This window comes from Natronorubrum sediminis (assembly GCF_900108095.1).
Lineage (GTDB): Archaea > Halobacteriota > Halobacteria > Halobacteriales > Natrialbaceae > Natronorubrum > Natronorubrum sediminis.
The window spans coordinates 763,570-784,799 of the sequence record NZ_FNWL01000002.1 but is presented as its reverse complement, the minus strand read 5'-3'; the positions used below and the strand labels follow the sequence as shown (position 1 = coordinate 784,799).

Here is a 21,230-nt window from a genome sequence, read left to right as displayed (position 1 = left end):
CTCCTGACTTCTTCTCGCTTTCGGTAGATATTGCTTACTCGAGTCTCGTGCCGGGACCCGTCCGCTTTAGGCTACCCCACGCCCACAAGCAAGTATGACAACCGATCCGCCGCTCGTGCTCGATATCGACGGCACGCTGACCCGTCCCGAGGGCTGGGGAATCGATCCGCGCATCTTCGACCCGATCCGAGACTGGGAGGCACCCGTCGTCATCGCCACCGGGAAGGCCTTCCCCTACCCCGTCGCGCTCTGTCACTTCGCCGGCATTCCCGAACTCGTTGTGGCCGAAAACGGCGGCGTCGTCTACACCGGCGACGACGTCTTCTTCACCGCCGACCGGGAGGCTGCACAGGCCGTCGTCGAAGACTACCGTGCGGCCGGCTACTCGCCCGGCTGGGGCGAGGAGAATACGGTCAACCGCTGGCGCGAGACCGAAGTTGCAGTCAATCTTGACCAGCCCCTCGAGCCGCTGCGCGAGATCGCAGCCAGCCACGGACTCGAAGTCGTCGACACCGGCTACGCCTACCACGTCAAGGCCACCGAACCGAACAAAGGCGACGGCCTCGAGACGATCGCCGAACACGTCGGGATCGACCTCGAGACGGCTGTCGCGGTGGGCGACTCGGTCAACGACGTCTCGACGTTCGAGGCCGTCGATCGGAGCTTCGCCGTGAACAACGCCGACGAACTGGCGCGAGCGGCGGCAGACGAGGTCCTTGAGGCAAGTCACGCGGATGGAACCTTGGCGGTGCTCGAGCGAGTGGGCCGGGCCGTCTAGGAGGTACTCAGAACGCTTTTCTTCTGGACGACGAACTACGACGTATGGTCGTCGATATCCTCGTCACCGTGTTTGGCTCCGTGACGACGGTCGCGCTCTTCGTCGTGGCCTACTGGGACGCCTCGCGCGTGGACATCTCGAGGCCGGTGTTCTGGGCGGTCGTCGTCGCGGCTCCCTTCGCGGTCGGCGTCTGGTTGTATCTCTTCGTCCCGGCAGCGCCGATGACGGGCGTCATCATGACCGCGAACACGGGGCTGGTGTTGTACGGCTTCGAACGCGAAATCGTTTCCGAGGACGAGGAACCCGCCGAACCGGGAGAACTGCCTCACGACTGACGCGTAACCGTTTGATTTCGAGCGACTCGAGCATCGATTCACAGCGAAGACACCACACGGCTTTTGACTGCGCCCGTTCAAGCGAGGACAACATGAGTAACTCCGCCGAGACGGGCGTCGATTCTGGGACCGACGCCAAGGAAGGAGAAGACGACGGGGCGATGCAGGTCTCGAGCCCGGACTATCACAGCGAGAATCACACGGCCGCCCAGACGTGTGGGTGGACGGCGAATGCCCTTCGTGGCGAGGGGAAGTGTTACAAGTACATCTACTACGGCATCGAGTCCCATCGGTGCATCCAGATGACGCCGGTCGTCCGGTGTAACGAGCGCTGCGTCTTCTGCTGGCGGGACCATCAGGGCCACTCCTACGAGATGGACGGCGTTGAGTGGGACGACCCCGAAGCCGTCGTCGATGCCTCTATCGACCTGCAAAAGCGTCTCCTCTCGGGCTTCGGCGGCAACGACGAGGTTCCCCGTGAAGTCTTCGAGCAGTCGATGGAGCCACGCCACGTCGCGATTTCGCTCGACGGCGAACCGACGCTCTACCCCTACCTGCCCGAACTGATCGACGCGTTCCACGACCGAGACATCACGACCTTTCTCGTCTCGAATGGCACCCGTCCCGAGATGCTCCGGGAGTGCGACCCGACCCAACTGTACGTCAGCGTCGACGCACCCGAACGCCACACCTTCGACGAGGTCGTCGGCGCGATGGAAGACGACGCGTGGGACAAGTTACTCGAGACGATGAACGTGCTCGCCGAGAAGGACGAGACACGAACCGTCCTCCGGACGACGCTCGTCAAAGGCGAGAACATGCACCACCCGGACTGGTACGCTGGCTTCTACCAGCAGGCTGATCCGGACTTTATCGAACTCAAGGCCTACATGCACGTCGGCCACTCCCAGGGGCGTCTCGACCGGTCGGCGATGCCCGACCACGAGGAGGTCCTCGAGTTCGCCGAGGACGTCAAATCCTACATGCCCGAGTTCACCGAGTGTCGCGGCGTTCCGGAGTCTCGCGTCGCCTTGCTCGCGAAACAAAAAGACACCTGGGTGCCAAAACTGAAGAAGGGAAGTGAGTTCTGGGAGCGAGATCCGGTCGTCGGCGACTGAACCGCTCGAGTTGCGAATCTGTCCATCTCGGTCGAGTTGTGGATCGGTTCAATCCGCCCCGCCACTTTCGGAAACGCCGTTTGGCTCTCTGACACCGCCACGACCGATGGCTTTTTCACCCGCATCCACGACGATGAAGTACTGACGCGGCGTCTCGACGTCACTTACCTTCACAATTCTGTTACGCATGCCACATTCGGTATGCTTTTAGGGTCGTGTCTCAAACCAAGTGGTATGTCAATTACCGCCGCGGCTGCCGTCGGGCACGACGAACTCGCCGTGCTCAAACTGCTCGCCCTCGAGGGGGGTCTCGAAGGCGACGTCAAGATCTCCTGTTCTCACCTCGCAGATCGATTAGACGCCTCGAATCAGACCGCCTCGCGACGCCTCCAGCGCCTCGAGAGCGAGGGATTACTCGAGCGCGATACGGTCAGTGACGGCCAGTGGGTGGCAATCACCGACGACGGTGAACAGACGCTCCACGGCGAGTACGAGGATTACCGTCGCATCTTCGAGACGGACTCCGAGATCGAACTCGACGGCACCGTCACCAGCGGCATGGGCGAGGGCCGCCACTACATCTCGCTGTCGGGCTACATGCGCCAATTCGAGGACCGACTCGGCTACGAGCCCTTCCCCGGCACGCTGAACGTCGACCTTCGCGAGGACAGCGTCCGCCGACGCAGTGCAATCACCTCGCTCGAGCCGGTTCCGATCGACGGCTGGGAGGACGACGAACGGACGTACGGGCCTGCCGTCTGCCATCGTGCGACCATCGAGACGGCGACGGGCGAGCGCTACGAGGACGCCCACATCATCGCCCCGGAACGAACGCACCACGACGAGGACCAACTCGAGGTGATTGCCCCGGAGAAACTCCGCGAGGAACTCGGTCTCGAGGACGACGATCACGTCACCGTCTACGTGGGTGATCGACGATGACTGGCCACCACGCCGGGCCTCGCTCGAATGCGGGTGCAGACGGTGAGACGAACCCGGCGGTGACGACGGGGACCGTCGACGACGCGCTCGAGTCCCTTCGTGCCGGTGAGCCGGTGCTCGTACACGACGCAGCCGACCGCGAGGGCGAGACGGACCTGATCTACCACGCCGATAGCGTGACGCCGGAGGCGGTGGCTCGGATGCGAAACGACGCTGGCGGCCTCGTCTGCGTCGCGCTCGGCCACGAGACGGCGGACGCGTTCGACCTGCCGTTTTACACCGACGCGATCGATCACCCGGCCGCTGGCGACCACGAACTCGGCTACGACGAGCGCTCGTCGTTCTCGCTGACGGTCAACCACCGAGACACCTTCACCGGCATTACGGACGCCGATCGGTCGCTGACGATCCGCTCACTCGGCGAGGCGGCGGCGGCACCGACGGCGACCGACTTCGCCGAGACGTTTCGGGTCCCCGGCCACGTCCACCTGCTCAAAGCCGCACCCGACCTCCTCGAGCAGCGAGCGGGCCACACCGAACTGGGCGTCGCACTCGCCGACGCTGCCGGCCTCTCGTCCGCCGTCGTTGTCTGTGAGATGCTCGACGACGAAACCGGCGAGGCGCGAACCCCGGCCGACGCTCGAGCGTACGCCGAGCGCCACGGGTTCACCTATCTCGAGGGTCGTGACGTTCTCGACCGATTAGCATAGAACTGGTTTTCGCCGATTTCTGGTCGTCACTACTCGCTACTCGAATACTGGTTATTACTATCAGTCGTCGGAGCCGTTCCCGGAATTTCCTCTGTCCTCGGAGCTATTCTCGAGGTCGCGTCCGCCGTCGGACGTAATTTGACTCTCGGTGTACCCAACGGGGCCGCTTCGATAGACGGCATAGAGGATGAGTACGGCGATTGTAAAGTCAACGCTGTGCTCGACGAGGTGATGCAGTGTCATCGGTAACAGGCCGAAGACGGTCCCCAGCCCGATGAGTGATCGACCGACGAGCAGCCCCAACACGACCGTAATGAGGAGGTATCGCGTCGATCGGCGTCGAGAGTAGGCGACGACGCCGACACAAAAGAGGATCGTCGTCCCGATGACGGCGAGGACGATCACGGCGAGTAACACTGGAGCCAGCTGTGGATCCAACCACGCGATATCGAACGGGCTCGAGTGGTTCATCTACACAATTTTACATCGCGTCGGTGGGTATCTATGCTCTTCGGTCGACTCTGTGACTCGACGAGTGAGGGCTCGAGCAACCACCAGGAAGGTACGTCCGTTGTTCTTACTTGTCGGGAACGATCAAAAGGCGTTATCACCGTTGCTGTGCTAGCTGGTGATACGATCGACTCCCTGAAACAGGATTGGAAACGGACACAACTCTCGATTTCAATGAACTCCACTCGTCGACAGATTAGCACACACGTACACGAACACGCCGGCATTCACTTCAACGAACTCGTCAGACAGTCCGGATTCGCACCGGGGCAAGTGCAGTATCACATTCGACGACTCACCGACGCGGGCGACCTCGTCCGAGAGGAGTGGTACGGCCAGACACACTACTACCCGCCACAGTACGACGAGTGGGAGCGCGCGACCCTCGCACTGTTTCGCCGCGAGACGACGCGAGCAGTCGTCGTCTACCTCATCGAACACGAGCCGTCACGTCCGGAAGCCGTCGCCGAGGACCTCGACATCGCTCGCAGCACGCTCGAGTACCACCTCGATCACTTACTCGAGCAGGATGTCGTCGAGAAGCGCTACGATTCGCGAAATCGGGTCTCGCTCACACTCTCGAATCGGGAGCAAACCGCACCGTTGCTCTCCGAAGTGACGCCGACGGTTCCCGACCGACTGGTCGATCGGTTCACGCGACTCGTCGATAGCTTGCTCGAGACCCCGTCGTAAGAAGGCCTGTTTTAGATCATCTACGTTTGCTCGGCGACAGTAGCGATAGTCGATTCGACGATCGAACCATAATTTCGGCTACTGCACCAGAAGCACAAATGTGGCTGTCTACAAAGGGTCGCCCATGGCTCGACAGATGGATCGACGACGATACGTTCAATTGGCAAGTACCGGTCTCATCGTCGGTATTGCAGGCTGTACGAGTGGTGACGATGACGACGGTGAAGACGACGACTCAGGCGGTGACGACGGACACGATCACGACGACAACGGGGAGTCTGGCGGCGAGGAAAGCGAGGGACTCGCGTTCGCGTTCGGACCGACCGAGGTCGCGATCATCGATCCTGCGGACGGCGACGTGGTCGACGAAATCACGGACGATATCGACGACAATAGCTGGGGCGACGCGAAGATTACGACCGATCTCTCGGAGATTTACGTTATCGAGGAGTCACTCGATCAGGTGCTGGTAATCGACACCGAGGCTCGAGAAATCGTCGCGGAAGTCGACATCGGCCCCGACGCGACGCACATGTATCACCCAAACGATGACGAGATGTGGGCCCACTCGGACGACGAAGGCGCGTTTTACGTGATCGATACGAACGATCACCAAGTTATCGAGACCGTCCAGTCCGGGATGGACGACGAAGGCCACGGCAAGTTACTCTACCACGAGGACTTCGGCTCGATGGGGTACGCCACGAACGTCAACGATCCGGGTGCGCCGGTGATCGATCTGGACGAGTACGAGCGAAGCGACTTCATCGAGTTCGACGACGCCGACGAAGGAACTCACTACAAGGCCTACAGCCCGCAGACGGGACTGGCCTACTTCGAGTACGGCGACCAGACGGTCGTCGTCGACACCGACGACAACGACGTCGTCGACGAACTCGAGTTAGCGGGCGGCATGTACCTCACGCCCGACGAGGAACTGATGGGCGTCCTCGACGGCGACGATATTCGGTTCCTCGACGCGACGAGCGAGGACAGTGAGGAGGTCGGTTCGGTCTCCGTCGAGGGCGGCCCCGACGCGTTGCGCTACTACGACGGTGACGACGGACTCTACGCCTTTACGGCGAACACGATGAACGACGAGTCGGCCGTCATCGACGTCGAGGAGTTCGAGGTCGTCGATCACGTAGAGATCGGCGAAATCGAGCGACCGGAGGACGCCGATCACCTCCACCGATCCGGCGTCGCTGGCGACGAGTACTTCTTCACGCCCGCGCCGGCGGACGGCTTCGTCGCCGTCGTCGACATGGCCGAACAGGAGGTCGCGGAGGTCGATGTCGAAGACGGCGTCGATACGATACAGTACGTCGGCGACTCGGGCGTCGGCTACACTGGACAGATCCGGTAGCCGATGCGTTCGAACGAGTCCGCTCTCCACGACCACCGCACGCAATCTCGAGCCAAGAGAGGTCTCACCGTGCTCGCGATCGCGTTCGTCGTCGCGCTCGTCCTGGCGAGTGTCGCGACCCCAGTTGCCGCCCACGCGTACCTCAGCGAAACCGACCCCGAAAACGGCGAGCAACTCGAGTCCGCACCCGACGACATCACGCTCACGTTCTCCGGTGATGGCGTCCAAAACGCCGACATCAGTATCGTCGGACCCGACGGCGAGGATGTCAGCGGGGACGCCGAGATCGATCCCGACGATACGCAACTTGTCGACGTTCCATTCGAGACCGAAGACGACGCCGAAGGCATGTACACCGTCGAGTGGGAAGTCCTCGCCGACGACGGACACACCACCTCGGGCACGTTCTTCTTCAGCGTCGGCGACGAACCGCTCGATCGTGACTCGGTCCTCGAGACCTACGAGGACGAGGACGAGGTCGACGAATCGGTTCCGCCGCTCGAGAGCGCGGCGAGAGGACTGTTGCTCGTCTCGCTCGTCGGCCTCGTCGGTGCCCCGGTGACGGCTGCGATGGCAGTCTACCCGGTCGCCGACCGCGCCGGAGTATCGAAGCGAGCCGTCGATGACCGCCTCACCACCCTCCTCGCCGTGCTGGCAGCGGGGGTGCTCACGGCCGTCGCCCTCCTTGGTTACGTTCAGGCGACCTCGATTGGCTCGCCGTCGCTCGAGACGTTCGGCGAGTTCCTCGGGATGCCACTCGGTCAGGCGTGGCTCGTTCAGGCCGTCCTGGCGCTCGGCCTCGCCGTCGTTCTCGGGAGTGCCGTTGCAGGGAAGGTCCCGCGCTCGGTCTGGCTTGGGGGGACGTTCGTCGGCGCAATCGGCGTCGGCGGTGCGCTCAGCTGGACGAGTCACTCCGCAACGGCAATCGATCGCCTGCAGGGGACGGCCGTCGACTTCGCACACATCGCTGGCGCGGGGCTGTGGCTGGGCGGATTGGTCGTCCTCGCGCTGGTCGTCCCCGCCATGCTTCGTGACGCGCCCCCCGCGGATCGATCTGCACTCGCCGCCGGCACGATTCGGCGCTACTCGCTGCTCGCACTCGCCGGCGTGACGCTCGCCGGCGCGACCGGCCTCGCGCTCGCGGCGTGGCACGTGCCCGATCTCGAGGCGATCGGGGCGACCTTCTACGGGACGGTGCTCACCGCGAAGACGCTCCTGGTGATCGTCGCGCTCGGACTCGGCGGACTCACTCGGTTCGTCTTCCTTCGCCGACTCGAGTCCGACGGTGGCCGGAGCCGATTCGGATTCCTCGATCGATTCGGCGGGGGAGACGCCGGCGGGACAGATGCCGAGGTCCGCGAAGACGGCGGCCGCTCGTCGAATTCTACCGGCGCAATTTCGGCGTTCACTCGCACGGTCCGACTCGAGGTCGGCGTGATCGTCCTCGTCTTGCTCCTCACGGGACTGCTCACCTCCGTCCCGACGGCCGCCGTTGTCGGCGACGACGACGGTCCCGAGACGGCGACGATCGAACGCGAAGGCGACGTCGACCTCGAGTTGACGGCGATTCCAGCGGCGACCGACACCGGCGGCGACGACCGAATCCACGTCCAACAGGACGATCCGGTCGTCTTCGAAGTCACATTCCTGGACGACGGCGGGGAACCGGTCGAATCGGACCAGACCGTCCGGTTGACCGCAGACGGTGAGGACACGTTCGACGTCGACCTCGAGCAGAACGACGACGGCACGTACTCGACCGTCCAGCCGTTCCCGTCCGACGGTGACTGGGAACTCCGAATCACGGGCGAGCCGGACGGCGCGTTCGTCAGCGAGTGGGTCGACGTCTACGTCTCACCGGGTGACGATGCCGACGGTGAGCATGACGATGAGGGTCACGATCACGGGGACCACGACCACGGCGACGAAGCGGATTATTCGGCGTTCGCGACGCTATTGCAGTTCGGAGCTGTCGCGATCGGTGTCGTCGGCTCCGTCGCCGTAACGATGGAAGCGCTTCGCTTCCGAGGTCGGTCCGAGTAACGACTGTCGGATCTCTTCGGAACCACCCTTTCCATCTCCCCGCTGAAACTCCTGGCCTCCGATCGCGAAATCGCGAACACTTACTACGTTGGCTTTCAACACTCTCGATCATGGGATTCGACGAGATGGATGTCGACACGATCTGGATGGATGGCGAGTATGTCGACTGGGACGACGCGCAGATACACGTCCTCACACACGGACTTCACTACGGGAGCGGCGTCTTCGAGGGGGCACGCTGTTACGACACTGAGGAAGGGCCAGCGATCTTTCGCTGGGAGGAACACTTAGAGCGGCTCTTTCAGTCAGCAAAGCCCTACGAGATGGACATCGATCACTCGAAAGAAGAACTGACAGAGGCAACGAAAACCCTCATCCGCCAGCAGGACCTCGAGTCGTGTTACATCCGTCCGGTTGCATTCTACGGCTACAACTCACTCGGCGTGAGCCCCGAAGATTGCCCGACGAAGACGGCGATCGCCGTCTGGCCGTGGGGCGCGTACCTCGGCGAGGAGGCCCTCGAGGAAGGGATCGACGTGATGATTTCCTCGTGGCGAAAGCACGCCTCGAGTCAGATTCCGACGAACGCGAAGACGAACGGGCTCTACGTCAACAGCATGCTCGCGGGCGAGGAAGCCCGACGAAACGGCTACGCGGAAGCGATCGTCCTGAATAAGGAAGGAAACGTCGCGGAAGGCCCCGGCGAGAACGTCTTCCTCGTCCGCGACGACGAGATTTACACGCCCGGCCTCTCGGAGTCGATCCTCGACGGCATCACCCGGGATACGGTGATCACGCTCGCGGAGGACCTCGGCTACACCGTCCACGACACCGTCTCGATCTCTCGAGGCGAACTCAACACGGCCGACGAACTGTTCTTCACCGGCTCCGCAGCCGAAGTGACGCCGATCCGAAAAGTCGACAACGTCGTCATCGGTGACGGCTCGCGCGGTCCCGTGACCGAGGACATTCAACAGAAGTTCTTCGACGTCGTCGAGCGCAAGACCGACGAGTACGACGAGTGGTTCGACTACGTCTGAACGCTCTCACGCTCGGTTCTCGAATACTGTCTTCGAAGTGTTCACTTTCGTAGCGTTTTTGCCGGTTGTCGGGAAACGACGGGTATGACTACCTGCCCCTGGGACGATTGGAACCACGTTCTGAAGATCGATCCCGACAAGGACCTTCCCGAGGGCGTCACGTACGGCGATCTCTGTGCGACTGGAACCGACGCGATCGAAGTCGGCGGTACCATGGGTATCACCGAGGAGAACATGGAAGCCGTCGTCGACGCCTGCGCCGAACACGACGTGCCGCTCTATCAGGAACCCTCGAGTCCGGACGTCGTCATCGACAACCGGGCGCTCGAGGGCTACCTCATTCCGACCGTACTCAACGCCGGCTCTCCCTTCTGGATCACGGGCGCACACAAGGAGTGGGTCCGTCTCGACGGCGACATGGACTGGGACCGGACGTGGACGGAAGCCTACATCGTGATGAACCCCGACGCCGACGTCGCGACGTACACCGAAGCCGACTGCGACCTCAGCGCCGAAGATGTCGCCGCCTACGCCACAGTCGCGGAACGAATGTTCGGCCAGGAACTCGTCTACCTCGAGTACTCCGGCACGTTCGGTGACGAGGACATCGTCGAAGCCGCGAGCGAAGCGACCGACGAGTCGACGCTGTTCTATGGTGGCGGCATTCACGATTACGATTCCGCGGCGACGATGGCCACACACGCCGACGTGATCGTCGTTGGCGACCTCGCACACGACGAGGGCGTCGGTGCCGTTCGCGAGACGGTCGAAGCAGCGCGAGACGCATAACGCGAGGTCCAATTCTCCCCGCAATCAGTAATCGCCGTTCACGAGCGACTGGAGGTGGGGTAATACTTCGGTGACGTCCTCACGGATCACCACCTCGGCACTGCTATCGACCGGCGTCGACTCGAGGTTGACGATGCCGACCGTCGCGCCGTTCGACGCGGCGATTCGGGGGAGCGACGCCGCGGGTTCGACGACCAGCGACGACCCGATTGCGAGGAACACGTCGCTCTCTCGAGCCAGTGTGCGGGCTTGCTGGATGACTGCTCCCGGCAACTGTTCGCCAAAGAGGACGACGTCGGGTTTGTAGACGCCGCCACAGTCACACGTCGGCGGTAGTTCGCCGTCTGCCGCGCGCTCGAAAACCGGATCGCCGTCGATTCGCTTTCCACAGTCAGTACACCGCACTCGTTGGGAGTTGCCGTGTAACTCGAGGAGCGTCTGCTCGGCCGTTCCGGTCGTCGCGTCGTCCGTCGCCGCCACGTCGTCTGTCACCGCTACGTCGTCCGTCGACGACGCATCGTCTCTCACCGACTCGAGTGCATCCGCGTGAAGCCCGTCCGTGTTTTGCGTGAGGATGGCCTCGAGGTGTCCGTCCAGCCCCATCGACGCTAGCGCTTCGTGGGCTGCGTTTGGTTCGTACTCACCGCCGAATAGCTCTCGCTGGAGGTCGACGCGGTCGTCCCAGAATCCCTCCGGATCCCGCTGAAATCGTCCGTAAGCGAACTGTCCTTCGTCGAACTTCTCCCAAACGCCGTCGTCGCCGCGAAACGTGGGAACGCCCGACGGTGCGGAGATTCCCGCGCCCGTGAACGCGACGGCCGTCGCGTCGCGGTCGATTTGCTCGGCGAGTTCCTCGAGGTCGTTCATATCGAATGATTGGGCCGAAGGATCAAAACTCGTCGTGGTAGGGACTTCTCACACCGTGTGCTCGGCAGGCGTCGACGGTTCACGACTCTCACGTCGTGGGCTGTATTTCGACCGCGAACGATTGCGCTTAAGTCCCGCCTACGTGAATCGGGTGGTATGCAGGATAGAATTCACACTGCGGACGCCGAGCCGGGCGACGACGCGACCGTCGCTGGCTGGGTACACGAGATTCGTGACCTGGGCGGAATCGCCTTCCTGATTCTCCGGGACAGCTCGGGCAAGATTCAGATCAAGTTCGAAAAGGACGAGATGGACGAAGAGTTGGTCGAAACTGGCCTCAGCGTCTCTCGAGAGAGCGTCGTGAAGGTCTCCGGTGCAGTCGAAGAAGAGCCACGCGCACCGACGGGCGTCGAGGTCACGCCCGAGGAACTCGAGGTCGTCGCTCCTGCCGAACCCGAACTCCCACTCGATCCGTCCGGAAAGGTCGACGCGGAACTCTCGACGCGACTCGACAACCGGACGCTCGACCTCCGGAAAGACGAGGTTCAGGCAGTGTTCGAGATCCGCGCCGAAATCCTCCGCGCGGTCCGCGAGCAGTTCCGCGCGTTCGACTGTACGGAGATCAACACGCCGAAGATCGTTGCGACGGGGACCGAGGGTGGCACGGAACTGTTCCCAATCACCTACTTCGGCGAGGAGGCGTTCATGAACCAGTCGCCACAGCTGTTCAAACAGCTCATCGCCGGGTCGAACGTCGAGCGCGTCTTCGAGATCGGTCCGATCTTCCGCGCCGAAGAGCACAACACGCCGCGACACCTGAACGAAGCGACCTCGATCGACTTCGAGGGCGCCTTTTGCGACCAGAACGACGCGATGGACGTCGTCGAGGGCGTCGTCACGGCAGCCTACGAGGCTATCGTCGAGAACTGCCAGGACGAACTCGAGGCACTCGGTCTCGCCGCGGAGTTCGAGGTTCCGGACGAGGCGTTCCCACGTCTTAGCTACGAGGAAGCCATCGAGCGCATCAACGCGACGGGCGAACTCGACGAGCAACTCGTCTGGGGCGACGACCTGCCAACGGAAGGCGAGAAGGCACTCGGCGACGACGTCGGTGGCCACTACTTCATCACCGACTGGCCGAGCGAGATCAAGCCGTTCTACATCAAAGATCACGATGACGACGAGCAACTCTCGACCGGCTTCGACCTGATGCACCCGCGGATGGAACTCGTCTCGGGCGGCCAGCGTGAGCACCGACACGAGAAGCTCATCGAAGGCTTCGAGCAGCAGGGACTCGACCCGGAACAGTTCGAGTACTACACGAAAATGTTCAAGTACGGCATGCCGCCACACGCCGGCTTTGGACTCGGTGGCGAACGCCTCGTCATGACGATTCTCGGATTGGACAACATCCGAGAAGCAGTGCTCTTCCCGCGGGATCGTCAACGTCTGAGTCCGTAGACGAAGACGTTGAGAGCTGGCAAGTCGTTGCGAGCGTTATCGAGCAACGTCTTGCGAGACCGGCAGCGACTCAGTCCGTAGGACTGGTCGCTGACCGTTGAGTGGGTGCTCGTGGGATCTTTGATCCCGCGTTGTTCCCGAGAGATCGCCAGCGTTTGTCGCCGTAGACGAGGACGCGACCGGTGGGAGCGTCCTCAAAACTGCGAGCGGGAGCGCAGCGACACGCGAGCGGCGGCAAATCTGGGGGTTAGCGAGACGAACGGTGCGTAACTCTCCTTTCACTCGAACGACGAACACGAACGGCGAAGTCGTGAGCGAAGTGAGTTTACCGAACCGTCTGTTGTCTATCGAGTCATGTTACTGTTCAAAAACATTAACGTCGTATTCAGCGGATTCGATTGACCTATTATTCGTTGACGAGCAGAATCTTGCCCTGGAAGTCACCTGATTCGCCCAATCGATGTGCGTCAGTGACGTCTTCGAAGGCGAATCGCTCGTCAATGTGCGGTTCGACGACGCCGTCGTCGACCAGCGTCGCGATATCCGCGAGTTCGTCTCCGATCCGCTCCTGTCGCTCGCCGAGTAACACGGGGAGGATCACAAGCACGACGCCGAGCTCGAGCGACCGTTCGTGCATCGCCGAGATGTCCTGCGTCGAGCTCGATTCCGTCGTTACCACGGTTCCGAACGGCCCCACGGCGTCGAAGGCCGTCTGGAGATGGTCGTCGCCGATCGGATCGAAGACGACGTCGAAGCCGTCGCCGCCAGCGTGTTTCTCGACGTACGACTCGACGTCGGTCTCGGTGTAGTCGACCGTCGCGTCGGCACCGAACTCGTCGGCGAGAGCGCGTTTTTCTTCGCTCGAGGCCGTCGCGGTCACGTTGGCCCCGAACCAGTCGGCTAACTGGACGCCGATGTGCCCGACGCCGCCGGTCGCGCCGTAGACGAGCACCTCGTCGCCGAGGAAGACGGTCGTCTTGTCGACGAGCATCTCCCAGGCGGTGAGCGCGACGACTGGCAACGCCGCTGCGTCCTCGAGCGGGATCGACTCCGGCGCGTGGGCGAACGTCCCGACGTGGCCGACGACGTAATCCGCGAGCGAGCCCTGCTGGCCCGCGCCGCCGGGCATGCCGTACACCTCGTCGCCTTCGTCGAAGCGCGTGACGTTCGCGCCGACTTCGTCGACGACGCCCGACACGTCGCAGTGGAGCGTCGCGGGGAGTTCCGGCGCGAAATGGGGAATGGCTCCCTGTCGAATCTTGTAATCGACGGGATTGACGCTCGAGGCGACGACCTCGACGCGAACCTCGTCCGGATCAGGTTCGGGAACGTCGATGGTCGTCTCCGTGAGTACGTCCGGTTCTCCGTATTCTTCGATCACGTGGGATGTCATCTCGGAAGGCATACCGATTCAACAGTCGGTCGCCGACGGGGAATATGCGGCGGTTTCGGGGATCGGTGTGGGTGATTACTGAGACCGACGACGCCTACTCGACGCGAGCCACTCGAGACGAGTTCGGTGAAATAAGCTCACGATACGCCGGCTCGTTCACGGTAACTGAGAGCCAAATAATCACCCTATACAACGAAGAGTTCTACCAGGATGTCCACACCGAAGAGTTCGAAGACGGTGAAGTACGTGACCAGCTTACACCCACGGACCAAGACGTGCAATTGTTTGACGCAGACCTTACCGGCGGCACGACTGTTCTCGGCCACGCTACTGGATCCCTTACCGATGGTGAACTTACTGTCGGAGGGGATTTCAGTGGTCTGCGTAGCCGACTGGAAAATCAAATGGAGAACGTGCTTGCGCCGGCGATTACTATCTACACCAACGGAGACAACTCCTCCACGTACGAGCTGATTGCTGATATCGAAGATGACGAGGGAAGTGGTCAGTTTGCGGGATCGTATGAACTCACTGATGAAGAACTCGAAGCTCTCAGAAGTGGCGAACTCACCGTCGAAATCTCGACCGAAGACCATCCAGATGGTGCCGCTACTGATGAATTTGTGCCACGATAATTGGCACTTTCACGCGAGATGCAGATTCTCTGATTGAGGAGGATCATCCGGAAAACGATTCTGAATCTTTTTCGTAAAGTTCCCACATCGGGATTTTCGCCTGCCACGAGCGTGCTCGAGGAGGCGTGGCGACAACGAAAACATGACGAGAACGACTGTGAGCGCCTATCTGGGTTGCAAAACTGCGGTGACGGAAGATGGATCGTGACTCGAGTAATCGGGATTATCCCCACCAGCCACCGCCGTTGCCCGGCGCTTCGCCGTGGTCTGCACCCTCGCCGTCGACGATTGCGGCGGCGAGGTCTTCGCCAACCACGTCGTCGCCGAGGAAGCCCATGTGGCTGCTGACGCTGTCAGTGACGTCGATGTCCGCGTACGTCTCGGCCACCTCGTCGCAATCGGAGCCCTGGGCCCCCAGCGCGTTCCCGGTGAGGCCTCCGTAGGCAGCACCGACCGTCGAGTCGTTTTCGGAGTGGTAGTTTCGAACCTCGCCGGCGTTGTTCGCGATGCCGTCGTACCAACTGTCGCTGAAGACGCCACTCACGTCACAGACCTCATCGCCGTCTGCAGCAGCACCGAGGGGTGCCACCGTTTCGATTTCGTACCCATCCTCGAGGGCGTTGATCGTCTCGAGGACGGCCCGACCGCCCAGCGAGTGGCCGACGAGGCGAATACTCCCGCCGCCGTCGTCGTAGAAGTCCTGGGCGAGGTCGGCGACGGTTTCGCCGACTTCTTCCGTCTCGTTCGTCGCGCCGATGAAGTTAATGGTGGTCGCGTCCCACTCGATGCCGACGTAGGCGTCGGGTTCGTAGCCGCCGTCCTCGAGGGCTTCGGCGACGTCGGCTGCTTGACTCGCGACGGTCGAGTCGCCGAACCAGCCGTGGATGAAGACGAACAGTTCGTCTTCGACTGGAAGCGGATCGGGGTCGGACGAGGACCAGAGACTATCGCTGACCTCGATGACGTCGATATCGTACGAGGACACGGCGGATGCTGAACCCGTCGAGGCGGCGAGACCTGCTGTCCCAGCGAGTGCGACACCGGTTCCTTTGAGCATTGCGCGGCGATCAGGACTGAACGATTCGTCGTCTGTATTCTGCTTGTTGTTGTCTCCCATGCTACAACTGTCCGTCTCACGATGGACCGATATTCATTTCCACTCACTACAAAGGCCATTTATATTTAATATTTTCAGATACCATTGGTAATACGAGTCCAACTGCGCTACTCCGTTCATGGCACGTCTCGGATGAGTGGCTACTAACTTCGAAGGAGAAAGGAAGCGCCATCGGTCGCTCGAGGACCAAACTGCCTGAGAATCGGTTGTAACGATCGTATTCGAGAGCAGGAGCGTCTCGTTCGTCAGAGCCAACCCCAGCCACCGTCGTCATCGTCGACATCCACGCCGGCGGCCTCGGCGAGGTCAGCACCGACCGCCTCGTCTCCGAGGAAGCCCATGTGGCTGCCGACGCTGTCGGTCACGTCGACGTCCGTGTAGGTATCTGCCGTGTCGTCCGGACAGCCCGACCCGTCAGTTCCGAGTGCAGCGCCGCCGATACCGCCGTAGGCTGCGCCGACCGTCGAGTCATCCTCGGAGTGATAGTTCCGCACGTCGGCGGCGTTGTCCGCGATACCGTCGTACCAGTTGTCACCGAACAGTCCACCTCCGCCTTCACAAACCATTTCGCCGTCCGCTGCTGCCCCGAGTGGGGCGACGGTTTCGACTTCGTACCCGTCGTCAATGTGATTGACCGTCTCGAGGACGACGCGGCCGCCCAACGAGTGACCAACCAAGCGCACGTCACCGCCGCCGTCGTCGTAAAACTCCTCGAGCATTTCAGCGACCGTCTCGCCGACGTCCTCGGTCTCGTTCTCTGCGCCGATGAAGTTGATCGTAGTTGCGTCCCACTCGATGGCGACGTACTCGTCGGCTTCGTAGCCGACATCCGCCATCGAGGTTGCAACGTCGGAGGCCTGGCTCGAGACGGTCGTGTCACCGAACCAGCCGTGAGCGAAGATGAACACTTCGTCGCCGACGGGAATCGATGGCGTCGAGCCGCTGCCGAAGACGCTCCCACCAACGTCGAGCACCTCGATATCGAACGTCGAAACGGCGCTCGCCGTACTCGAGGACGCTGCTAATCCAGTCATTCCGACGATTGCCGCGCCGGTTCCTCTGAGCATCGTCCGTCGGTTCGTCGCCGTCGATTCGTTCGTTGATCGTCCGTGTAGTGTGTCTTTCTCTGACATCGCCAACTGAGTTCTCCAACGCTATCTGCATCATTATATTCCCTCAGAAGTGAATGTATTTAACTACCCAGTGTATCGAATTTCGTCTTGGCCTCCGTTCGGGAAGTTCAGAATCGACGCTCGCGTCAGCGAACGGTTGCGACGGTTCACCGGTCGATGCCAGCGAGTCGTACTCCGAGACGAATCTGTACTGTTAAATCATCCGAGTCGCAAGACCAGCCAATGCGCGAGGAGGCAACGGCGTTCGTCCCGGGGCATATAACGGGCTTTTTCAGCGCTCATCCGGCGTCGGATCCGACGACTGCGGGTTCGAGAGGAGCCGGTTTGACACTCACCGACGGCGTCGATGTGACCGTCGAACCCGCAGCCGACGACACGTCGACGGTCGTTCTCGACGGTGAGACGATCACGGTCGAGCCCGTCGAAACCGTCCTCGAGACGCTCGAGGTTACGGCTCACATCGAAGCAGAATCGGAGATTCCACTCGGCTCCGGCTTTGGTGTCTCGGGCGCACTGGCACTCGGGACAGCGCTAGCTGCGAATCACGTCTTCGACCGACAGTTATCTCGAAACGAACTGGTAACGATCGCACACGGCGCGGAAGTACAGGCAGAGACTGGCCTGGGCGATGTCGTCGCGCAGGCATACGGTGGCATTCCGATTCGGTTAGAGCCGGGCGGGCCGCTCGTCAACAAACTGGATGCCATTCCATCGCGAGCGCGCGTCGAGTACGTCACGTTTGGGGAACTCTCGACGGCTGAGGTGCTCTCGGCAGACACCGACCAGCTTTCGGCCGCTGGCAAACAGGCCCTCTCGAACGTCGTCGAGGAGCCGACGCTCCTGTCGTTCATGTACGCCTCGAGATCGTTCGCCCGCGAGGCGGAGTTGCTCACAGAGACGGTCGCTGATGTAATCGGCGACGTCACCGACGCCGATGGGCAAGCGTCGATGGCGATGCTCGGCGAATCTGTCTTCGCGCTCGGGACTGGCCTCTCCGATGCGGGCTACGAACCGAACGTCTGTGCGACGCATCCAGCAGGCGCATTCCTCAAGTAAACTGGCAGCCGGGATCGTGAGTCACCATCGCTCTGGTTATTCACACTAACTGATTGTAATCCAACTCTCTCGTGCGTGTCGACGAGTTCGATAATTGTGTATTCCTACCTGTTTTCCGCTATCAATTATCTGATTCCCCCCTATCGGATGGTAGACGTCTCAGAACGACCTTTTTCTCGATCGATTGGGTACTCTCAATGACTGATTGAACCGACACAATTCATGTAAGTATTCTTGAAATTGGCCAGAGCTTTATTATGGTGGGTTTCACTTATCAGTTCAAGTTTGTAAATGCATCGACAAGTGGGGTCAATCAAAAGCTGTTTCGGCTGTATGAACACTACGTCGGCGAACCCGACTCGAGTACTGACGTGTACGGGTACTGGCTGTTCATTTTCGGCTACGTACTCGGTGGTGCGGGGCTCGTGGCGTTCATCATCAGCTACGGTGGGGCTGGTGATTCCTACACGCTCATTCGTGCGTCGGGAGTCACGGCGGCGACCGGACTGGCGTTTTGTCTGTTCGGCATCGTCCTCATGTTGCCGGTCAGGCGAATCGGGATTTACGTGAGTGCTATCGGGCTACTGGTCGCGTTGGCTGGCGTCGTCTTTTTCGGGTGGGCGTATCCCAACAATTGGCGGGAACTCGGAACGGACTACAGCGTCCAGGTTATTGCCGTCTACACGGCCGGTGTCGGCCTGATCGCAGGCGTTACCGCGCTCGTACCGATTCTCACCGGGCGAAAAGGGATGTTCGTCGACGAAAAAGAGACCGACGATCCGGAGATTCTGACCGGCGATGCGATGGAAGGTGCACAGTTCGCCGTCTTCCGCGACGAAAACGGCGACTGGCAGTGGAACGTCCTTCACCTCGAGGCGCTCGCGACGAGCGACGAGAGCGCGGTTACGCGACCAGATGCGACGGAGAGCATCGAACGCGTCCAGTCCCAGATTAGCTCCGCAGGGCTGATGGAACTCACGACGTCCGCGTTCCGACTGTTCGAGGATCGCGAGGGCAACTGGCAGTGGACGCTCGCACGCGACGACGGGAGCGTCGTCGGCTCGAGCACCGGCGAATTCGACGAGCGCGATGGCGCCGAAAACTCCGTAAGTTTCCTCAAAGACCGCGGCCCGGATGCCGACGTTATCGAAATCGAGGGAGCCGCGTTCACGTACGCCGAAGATCGAGATCAGTGGGTCTGGCAACTCGTCGACGACGACCGAACACCACTGGCCTCGAGCGAGGATCGCTACGAATCCCAGGAACGTGCCGAGGAGGCCGCCCAGACGTTCGCCGAACGCTTCGACCGCGCACGCGTGCTCGACATCGAACACGTCGGCGTCGAACTGCTCGAGAGCGAGGAGACGTGGACGTGGCGATTCGTCGACGACGCGGACGAGGTCGTCGCCAACGCCTCCGACAGCTTCGATACGCGCCGTGACGCCGAAGAGGCGTCCGAAGCGCTCTTGCCCGAACTCGATTCGGCGTCGGTCACCGTCGCCGGCGAAGCAACCTACGAACTGTACGAATCCGGCTCGACGTGGCGCTGGCGACTCGTCGACGAAACCGAACACGTCGTCGCCCGAAACCCGACCGATATTACCGAACGTTCGCCAGTCGAATCGAGTGCCGACGAGTTCAGCGCGCAGGCGCTCGAGGCCGAGACGGTCGAGATCGACGCTGCGGAGTACGAGGTCTACCCCGCAGCGTCCACGACCACGCCCGACGAACCGGGAGACGACCTTCCGACGACCGTCGAGGAGGAACCGACAGCCCAGACCGACGGCGGAACGACGCTCGAGTACAACGACGAGACCGGACCGAATTGGCACTGGCGGCTCGTGACGGACGACCGCGAGATCGTCGCCGGAAGTACCGAACCGCATCCGAACGCGAACACGGCGGCCGATGCGATTCGCCGCGTTCGCGAGCAGGCCAGTGAGGCGGACCTCATCGAATTCGAACACGCGGCGTTCCAGGTCTACGAAGCCGACTCCGGCGAGTGGCGCTGGCGGCTCATCGACGAAGACGGCAACGTCCTCGCAGACAGCGGCCAAGAGCACACCTCTCGAGGCGAAGCCGCAGAGGCGATGATGACGCTCAAAGAGCAGGCACCCGACGCCGAGTTACTGGAAATCGAGACCGCCGCGTTCGAACTGTTCGTCAACGAAGACGACGAGTGGGGCTGGCGGCTGATCGACGAAGCTGGCAAACTCGTCGCCGAGGATCCAGCAACGCACCCGACGCGGGGCGCTGCCCGGCAGGCGATGAATCGCTTGCTCGAGCACCTCGAGTCCGACATTCGAACGATGGACCGGGCGATCTTCCAGACGTATGCCGAAGACGAGTGGCACTGGCGATTCGTCTTGCCGTCGGGCGAAACCGTCGCGGAAGGAGGCGAAGCACATCCGACTCGAGACGAACTCGTCGACAGTCTCGGGGACGTTCGAGAGTCGGCCGCATCGGCACACCGCCACGCGGTCGGCGACGTCGCCGTACAGTTGTACGACAACGGCGGCTGGAGCTGGCGACTGCTCGATCGTGACCGCGAGGAAATCGCCGATTCGACCGTCACCTACGACTCTCGAGTGGCTGCGAAAGACGCTGCTGAGGGTCTCAAATCCCATGCTGGCGATGCACCGATCTTCACGATCGAAGACGCGGTAATTCGTCTGGACGGCAGCGAGGACTGGACGTGGGAACTCGTCGACACCGACCGCGACGTGAGCGCGAGTGCAGTCGACACTGCCTCGTCCAAAGATGCGGTCCTCGGAAACGTCGAAGACGTTCGACAACTCGCACCGAAAGCCGGTCGCGTCGACTTCGACGTCGCGTCGTTCGAACTCGTGGCCGACGACGAAGACCACTGGCGCTGGCGGCTCATCGACGAGGACGGTCGAACGATCGCCACCGCCGCAGAGACACACGAGTCGAGCGAGGCCGCTCGAGGCGCACTCGAGGACGTCCGCCCGCTGATCGAGGAAGCGAGCATCCTCGAGATCGACAGCGTCTCCTTCGAACTCCACACAGCGGACGACGGCTGGGTCTGGCAGCTGGTCGACGAGTACGGCGCGACGATGGCCGAGAGCACCCAACACTACGAGAACCGCACGGACGCCCGCGAAGCGATGAACGACGTGAAATCGCACGCGCCAGAGGGCTGGATCACCTTCACCGAGTGAGCGAGCGGGCTCGATTCGCAACGGAGATTTTCGAGTGTCTGGGCTGTTTTGACGTGGTTTCC

The 21,230-nt window shown here is 61.8% G+C and carries 20 protein-coding genes; 14 read left to right on the top strand and 6 right to left on the bottom strand.

The features are described 5' to 3' along the window. Positions 1 to 94 precede the first annotated feature (94 nt). The 3 genes from BLW62_RS11155 to twy1 all read left to right on the top strand — a co-directional run bounded on the left by BLW62_RS11155 (position 95) and on the right by twy1 (position 2,231). Positions 95 to 778 carry an HAD-IIB family hydrolase gene (locus BLW62_RS11155; RefSeq protein WP_090507110.1) on the top strand — a complete coding sequence of 228 codons (684 nt, stop codon included), beginning with the start codon at positions 95 to 97 and terminating at the stop codon, positions 776 to 778. 44 nt (positions 779 to 822) lie between these two features. Beyond that, on the top strand, positions 823 to 1,113 hold the full coding sequence (locus BLW62_RS11150; RefSeq protein WP_090507109.1) for a hypothetical protein: 291 nt from the start codon (positions 823 to 825) through the stop codon (positions 1,111 to 1,113). Positions 1,114 to 1,205: 92 nt separating this feature from the next. Next, the gene (gene twy1, locus BLW62_RS11145; RefSeq protein WP_090507108.1) at positions 1,206 to 2,231 is read left to right on the top strand and encodes a 4-demethylwyosine synthase TYW1; all 1,026 of its coding nucleotides are present in this window, start codon (positions 1,206 to 1,208) and stop codon (positions 2,229 to 2,231) included. A 48-nt stretch (positions 2,232 to 2,279) separates the two neighbouring features. On the opposite strand, the gene BLW62_RS19110 is transcribed toward twy1, so the two are convergent. Beyond that, positions 2,280 to 2,405, bottom strand: coding sequence for a hypothetical protein (locus BLW62_RS19110; RefSeq protein WP_281246646.1), 126 nt, complete (start codon positions 2,403 to 2,405; stop codon positions 2,280 to 2,282). A gap of 60 nt (positions 2,406 to 2,465) precedes the next feature. On the opposite strand from BLW62_RS19110, the gene BLW62_RS11140 reads away from it, so the two are divergent. Then, positions 2,466 to 3,173 carry a DUF120 domain-containing protein gene (locus tag BLW62_RS11140; RefSeq protein WP_090507107.1) on the top strand — a complete coding sequence of 236 codons (708 nt, stop codon included), beginning with the start codon at positions 2,466 to 2,468 and terminating at the stop codon, positions 3,171 to 3,173. After that, positions 3,170 to 3,883: a 3,4-dihydroxy-2-butanone-4-phosphate synthase gene (ribB, locus tag BLW62_RS11135; RefSeq protein ID WP_090507106.1), complete on the top strand. Its 714-nt coding sequence runs from the start codon at positions 3,170 to 3,172 to the stop codon at positions 3,881 to 3,883. The genes BLW62_RS11140 and ribB overlap by 4 nt, the downstream gene beginning before the upstream one ends. Before the next feature lie 60 nt (positions 3,884 to 3,943). On the opposite strand, the gene BLW62_RS11130 is transcribed toward ribB, so the two are convergent. Then, positions 3,944 to 4,354 carry a DUF7471 family protein gene (locus tag BLW62_RS11130; RefSeq protein ID WP_245726715.1) on the bottom strand — a complete coding sequence of 137 codons (411 nt, stop codon included), beginning with the start codon at positions 4,352 to 4,354 and terminating at the stop codon, positions 3,944 to 3,946. A 213-nt stretch (positions 4,355 to 4,567) separates the two neighbouring features. Here BLW62_RS11130 and BLW62_RS11125 point away from each other — a divergent pair, with 213 nt between their 5' ends. The 5 genes from BLW62_RS11125 (at position 4,568) to BLW62_RS11105 (ending at position 10,324) form a co-directional block, all read left to right on the top strand. Then, positions 4,568 to 5,086 (top strand): winged helix-turn-helix transcriptional regulator, encoded by a 519-nt coding sequence (locus BLW62_RS11125; RefSeq protein ID WP_090507583.1) that lies wholly within the window; start codon positions 4,568 to 4,570, stop codon positions 5,084 to 5,086. 124 nt (positions 5,087 to 5,210) lie between these two features. Then, positions 5,211 to 6,452, top strand: a complete 1,242-nt coding sequence (locus tag BLW62_RS11120; RefSeq protein WP_090507105.1) for a beta-propeller fold lactonase family protein — start codon at positions 5,211 to 5,213, stop codon at positions 6,450 to 6,452. 3 nt (positions 6,453 to 6,455) lie between these two features. After that, entirely contained in the window at positions 6,456 to 8,495 is a 2,040-nt protein-coding gene (locus tag BLW62_RS11115) for a copper resistance CopC/CopD family protein (RefSeq protein WP_090507104.1), read from the top strand. A 110-nt stretch (positions 8,496 to 8,605) separates the two neighbouring features. Further along, positions 8,606 to 9,535 (top strand): branched-chain amino acid transaminase, encoded by a 930-nt coding sequence (locus BLW62_RS11110; RefSeq protein WP_090507103.1) that lies wholly within the window; start codon positions 8,606 to 8,608, stop codon positions 9,533 to 9,535. A gap of 84 nt (positions 9,536 to 9,619) precedes the next feature. Beyond that, complete coding sequence (locus tag BLW62_RS11105; protein ID WP_090507102.1) at positions 9,620 to 10,324, top strand: phosphoglycerol geranylgeranyltransferase; 705 nt, start codon at positions 9,620 to 9,622, stop codon at positions 10,322 to 10,324. 24 nt (positions 10,325 to 10,348) lie between these two features. Here BLW62_RS11105 and BLW62_RS11100 read toward each other — a convergent pair whose 3' ends face one another. Next, a complete protein-coding gene (locus tag BLW62_RS11100; protein WP_090507101.1) occupies positions 10,349 to 11,191 on the bottom strand; it encodes an SIR2 family NAD-dependent protein deacylase in 843 nt (280 codons plus the stop codon). 156 nt (positions 11,192 to 11,347) lie between these two features. Here BLW62_RS11100 and aspS point away from each other — a divergent pair, with 156 nt between their 5' ends. Further along, on the top strand, positions 11,348 to 12,652 hold the full coding sequence (gene aspS, locus BLW62_RS11095) for an aspartate--tRNA(Asn) ligase (RefSeq protein WP_076580620.1): 1,305 nt from the start codon (positions 11,348 to 11,350) through the stop codon (positions 12,650 to 12,652). Between the two features lie 406 nt (positions 12,653 to 13,058). Here the strand turns inward: aspS and BLW62_RS11090 are convergent, their stop codons facing one another. After that, entirely contained in the window at positions 13,059 to 14,057 is a 999-nt protein-coding gene (locus tag BLW62_RS11090; protein WP_090507100.1) for a zinc-binding dehydrogenase, read from the bottom strand. Between the two features lie 59 nt (positions 14,058 to 14,116). On the opposite strand from BLW62_RS11090, the gene BLW62_RS11085 reads away from it, so the two are divergent. Next, positions 14,117 to 14,680 carry a CHRD domain-containing protein gene (locus BLW62_RS11085; protein ID WP_139305406.1) on the top strand — a complete coding sequence of 188 codons (564 nt, stop codon included), beginning with the start codon at positions 14,117 to 14,119 and terminating at the stop codon, positions 14,678 to 14,680. A gap of 223 nt (positions 14,681 to 14,903) precedes the next feature. Here the strand turns inward: BLW62_RS11085 and BLW62_RS11080 are convergent, their stop codons facing one another. Continuing rightward, positions 14,904 to 15,797, bottom strand: coding sequence for an alpha/beta hydrolase (locus tag BLW62_RS11080; RefSeq protein ID WP_090507098.1), 894 nt, complete (start codon positions 15,795 to 15,797; stop codon positions 14,904 to 14,906). Positions 15,798 to 16,042: 245 nt separating this feature from the next. After that, positions 16,043 to 16,930, bottom strand: coding sequence for a lipase/acyltransferase domain-containing protein (locus tag BLW62_RS11075; protein WP_090507097.1), 888 nt, complete (start codon positions 16,928 to 16,930; stop codon positions 16,043 to 16,045). A gap of 222 nt (positions 16,931 to 17,152) precedes the next feature. Here BLW62_RS11075 and BLW62_RS11070 point away from each other — a divergent pair, with 222 nt between their 5' ends. Then, on the top strand, positions 17,153 to 17,986 hold the full coding sequence (locus BLW62_RS11070) for a pantoate kinase (RefSeq protein WP_090507096.1): 834 nt from the start codon (positions 17,153 to 17,155) through the stop codon (positions 17,984 to 17,986). Between the two features lie 257 nt (positions 17,987 to 18,243). Further along, complete coding sequence (locus BLW62_RS11065; protein WP_090507095.1) at positions 18,244 to 21,168, top strand: YegP family protein; 2,925 nt, start codon at positions 18,244 to 18,246, stop codon at positions 21,166 to 21,168. The last annotated feature ends 62 nt before the right edge of the window (positions 21,169 to 21,230 follow it).

Excerpts from the sequence above, each read along its gene's own strand:
- BLW62_RS11155 (WP_090507110.1), top strand. The coding sequence starts at position 95 with ATGACAACCGATCCGCCGCTCGTGCTCGATATCGACGGCACGCTGACC.
- BLW62_RS11150 (WP_090507109.1), top strand. The coding sequence starts at position 823 with ATGGTCGTCGATATCCTCGTCACCGTGTTTGGCTCCGTGACGACGGTC.
- twy1 (WP_090507108.1), top strand. The coding sequence starts at position 1,206 with ATGAGTAACTCCGCCGAGACGGGCGTCGATTCTGGGACCGACGCCAAG.
- BLW62_RS11140 (WP_090507107.1), top strand. The coding sequence starts at position 2,466 with ATGTCAATTACCGCCGCGGCTGCCGTCGGGCACGACGAACTCGCCGTG.
- ribB (WP_090507106.1), top strand. The coding sequence starts at position 3,170 with ATGACTGGCCACCACGCCGGGCCTCGCTCGAATGCGGGTGCAGACGGT.
- BLW62_RS11130 (WP_245726715.1), bottom strand. The coding sequence starts at position 4,354 with ATGAACCACTCGAGCCCGTTCGATATCGCGTGGTTGGATCCACAGCTG.
- BLW62_RS11125 (WP_090507583.1), top strand. The coding sequence starts at position 4,568 with ATGAACTCCACTCGTCGACAGATTAGCACACACGTACACGAACACGCC.
- BLW62_RS11120 (WP_090507105.1), top strand. The coding sequence starts at position 5,211 with ATGGCTCGACAGATGGATCGACGACGATACGTTCAATTGGCAAGTACC.
- BLW62_RS11115 (WP_090507104.1), top strand. The coding sequence starts at position 6,456 with ATGCGTTCGAACGAGTCCGCTCTCCACGACCACCGCACGCAATCTCGA.
- BLW62_RS11110 (WP_090507103.1), top strand. The coding sequence starts at position 8,606 with ATGGGATTCGACGAGATGGATGTCGACACGATCTGGATGGATGGCGAG.
- BLW62_RS11105 (WP_090507102.1), top strand. The coding sequence starts at position 9,620 with ATGACTACCTGCCCCTGGGACGATTGGAACCACGTTCTGAAGATCGAT.
- BLW62_RS11100 (WP_090507101.1), bottom strand. The coding sequence starts at position 11,191 with ATGAACGACCTCGAGGAACTCGCCGAGCAAATCGACCGCGACGCGACG.
- aspS (WP_076580620.1), top strand. The coding sequence starts at position 11,348 with ATGCAGGATAGAATTCACACTGCGGACGCCGAGCCGGGCGACGACGCG.
- BLW62_RS11090 (WP_090507100.1), bottom strand. The coding sequence starts at position 14,057 with ATGCCTTCCGAGATGACATCCCACGTGATCGAAGAATACGGAGAACCG.
- BLW62_RS11080 (WP_090507098.1), bottom strand. The coding sequence starts at position 15,797 with ATGGGAGACAACAACAAGCAGAATACAGACGACGAATCGTTCAGTCCT.
- BLW62_RS11075 (WP_090507097.1), bottom strand. The coding sequence starts at position 16,930 with ATGTCAGAGAAAGACACACTACACGGACGATCAACGAACGAATCGACG.
- BLW62_RS11070 (WP_090507096.1), top strand. The coding sequence starts at position 17,153 with ATGCGCGAGGAGGCAACGGCGTTCGTCCCGGGGCATATAACGGGCTTT.
- BLW62_RS11065 (WP_090507095.1), top strand. The coding sequence starts at position 18,244 with ATGGTGGGTTTCACTTATCAGTTCAAGTTTGTAAATGCATCGACAAGT.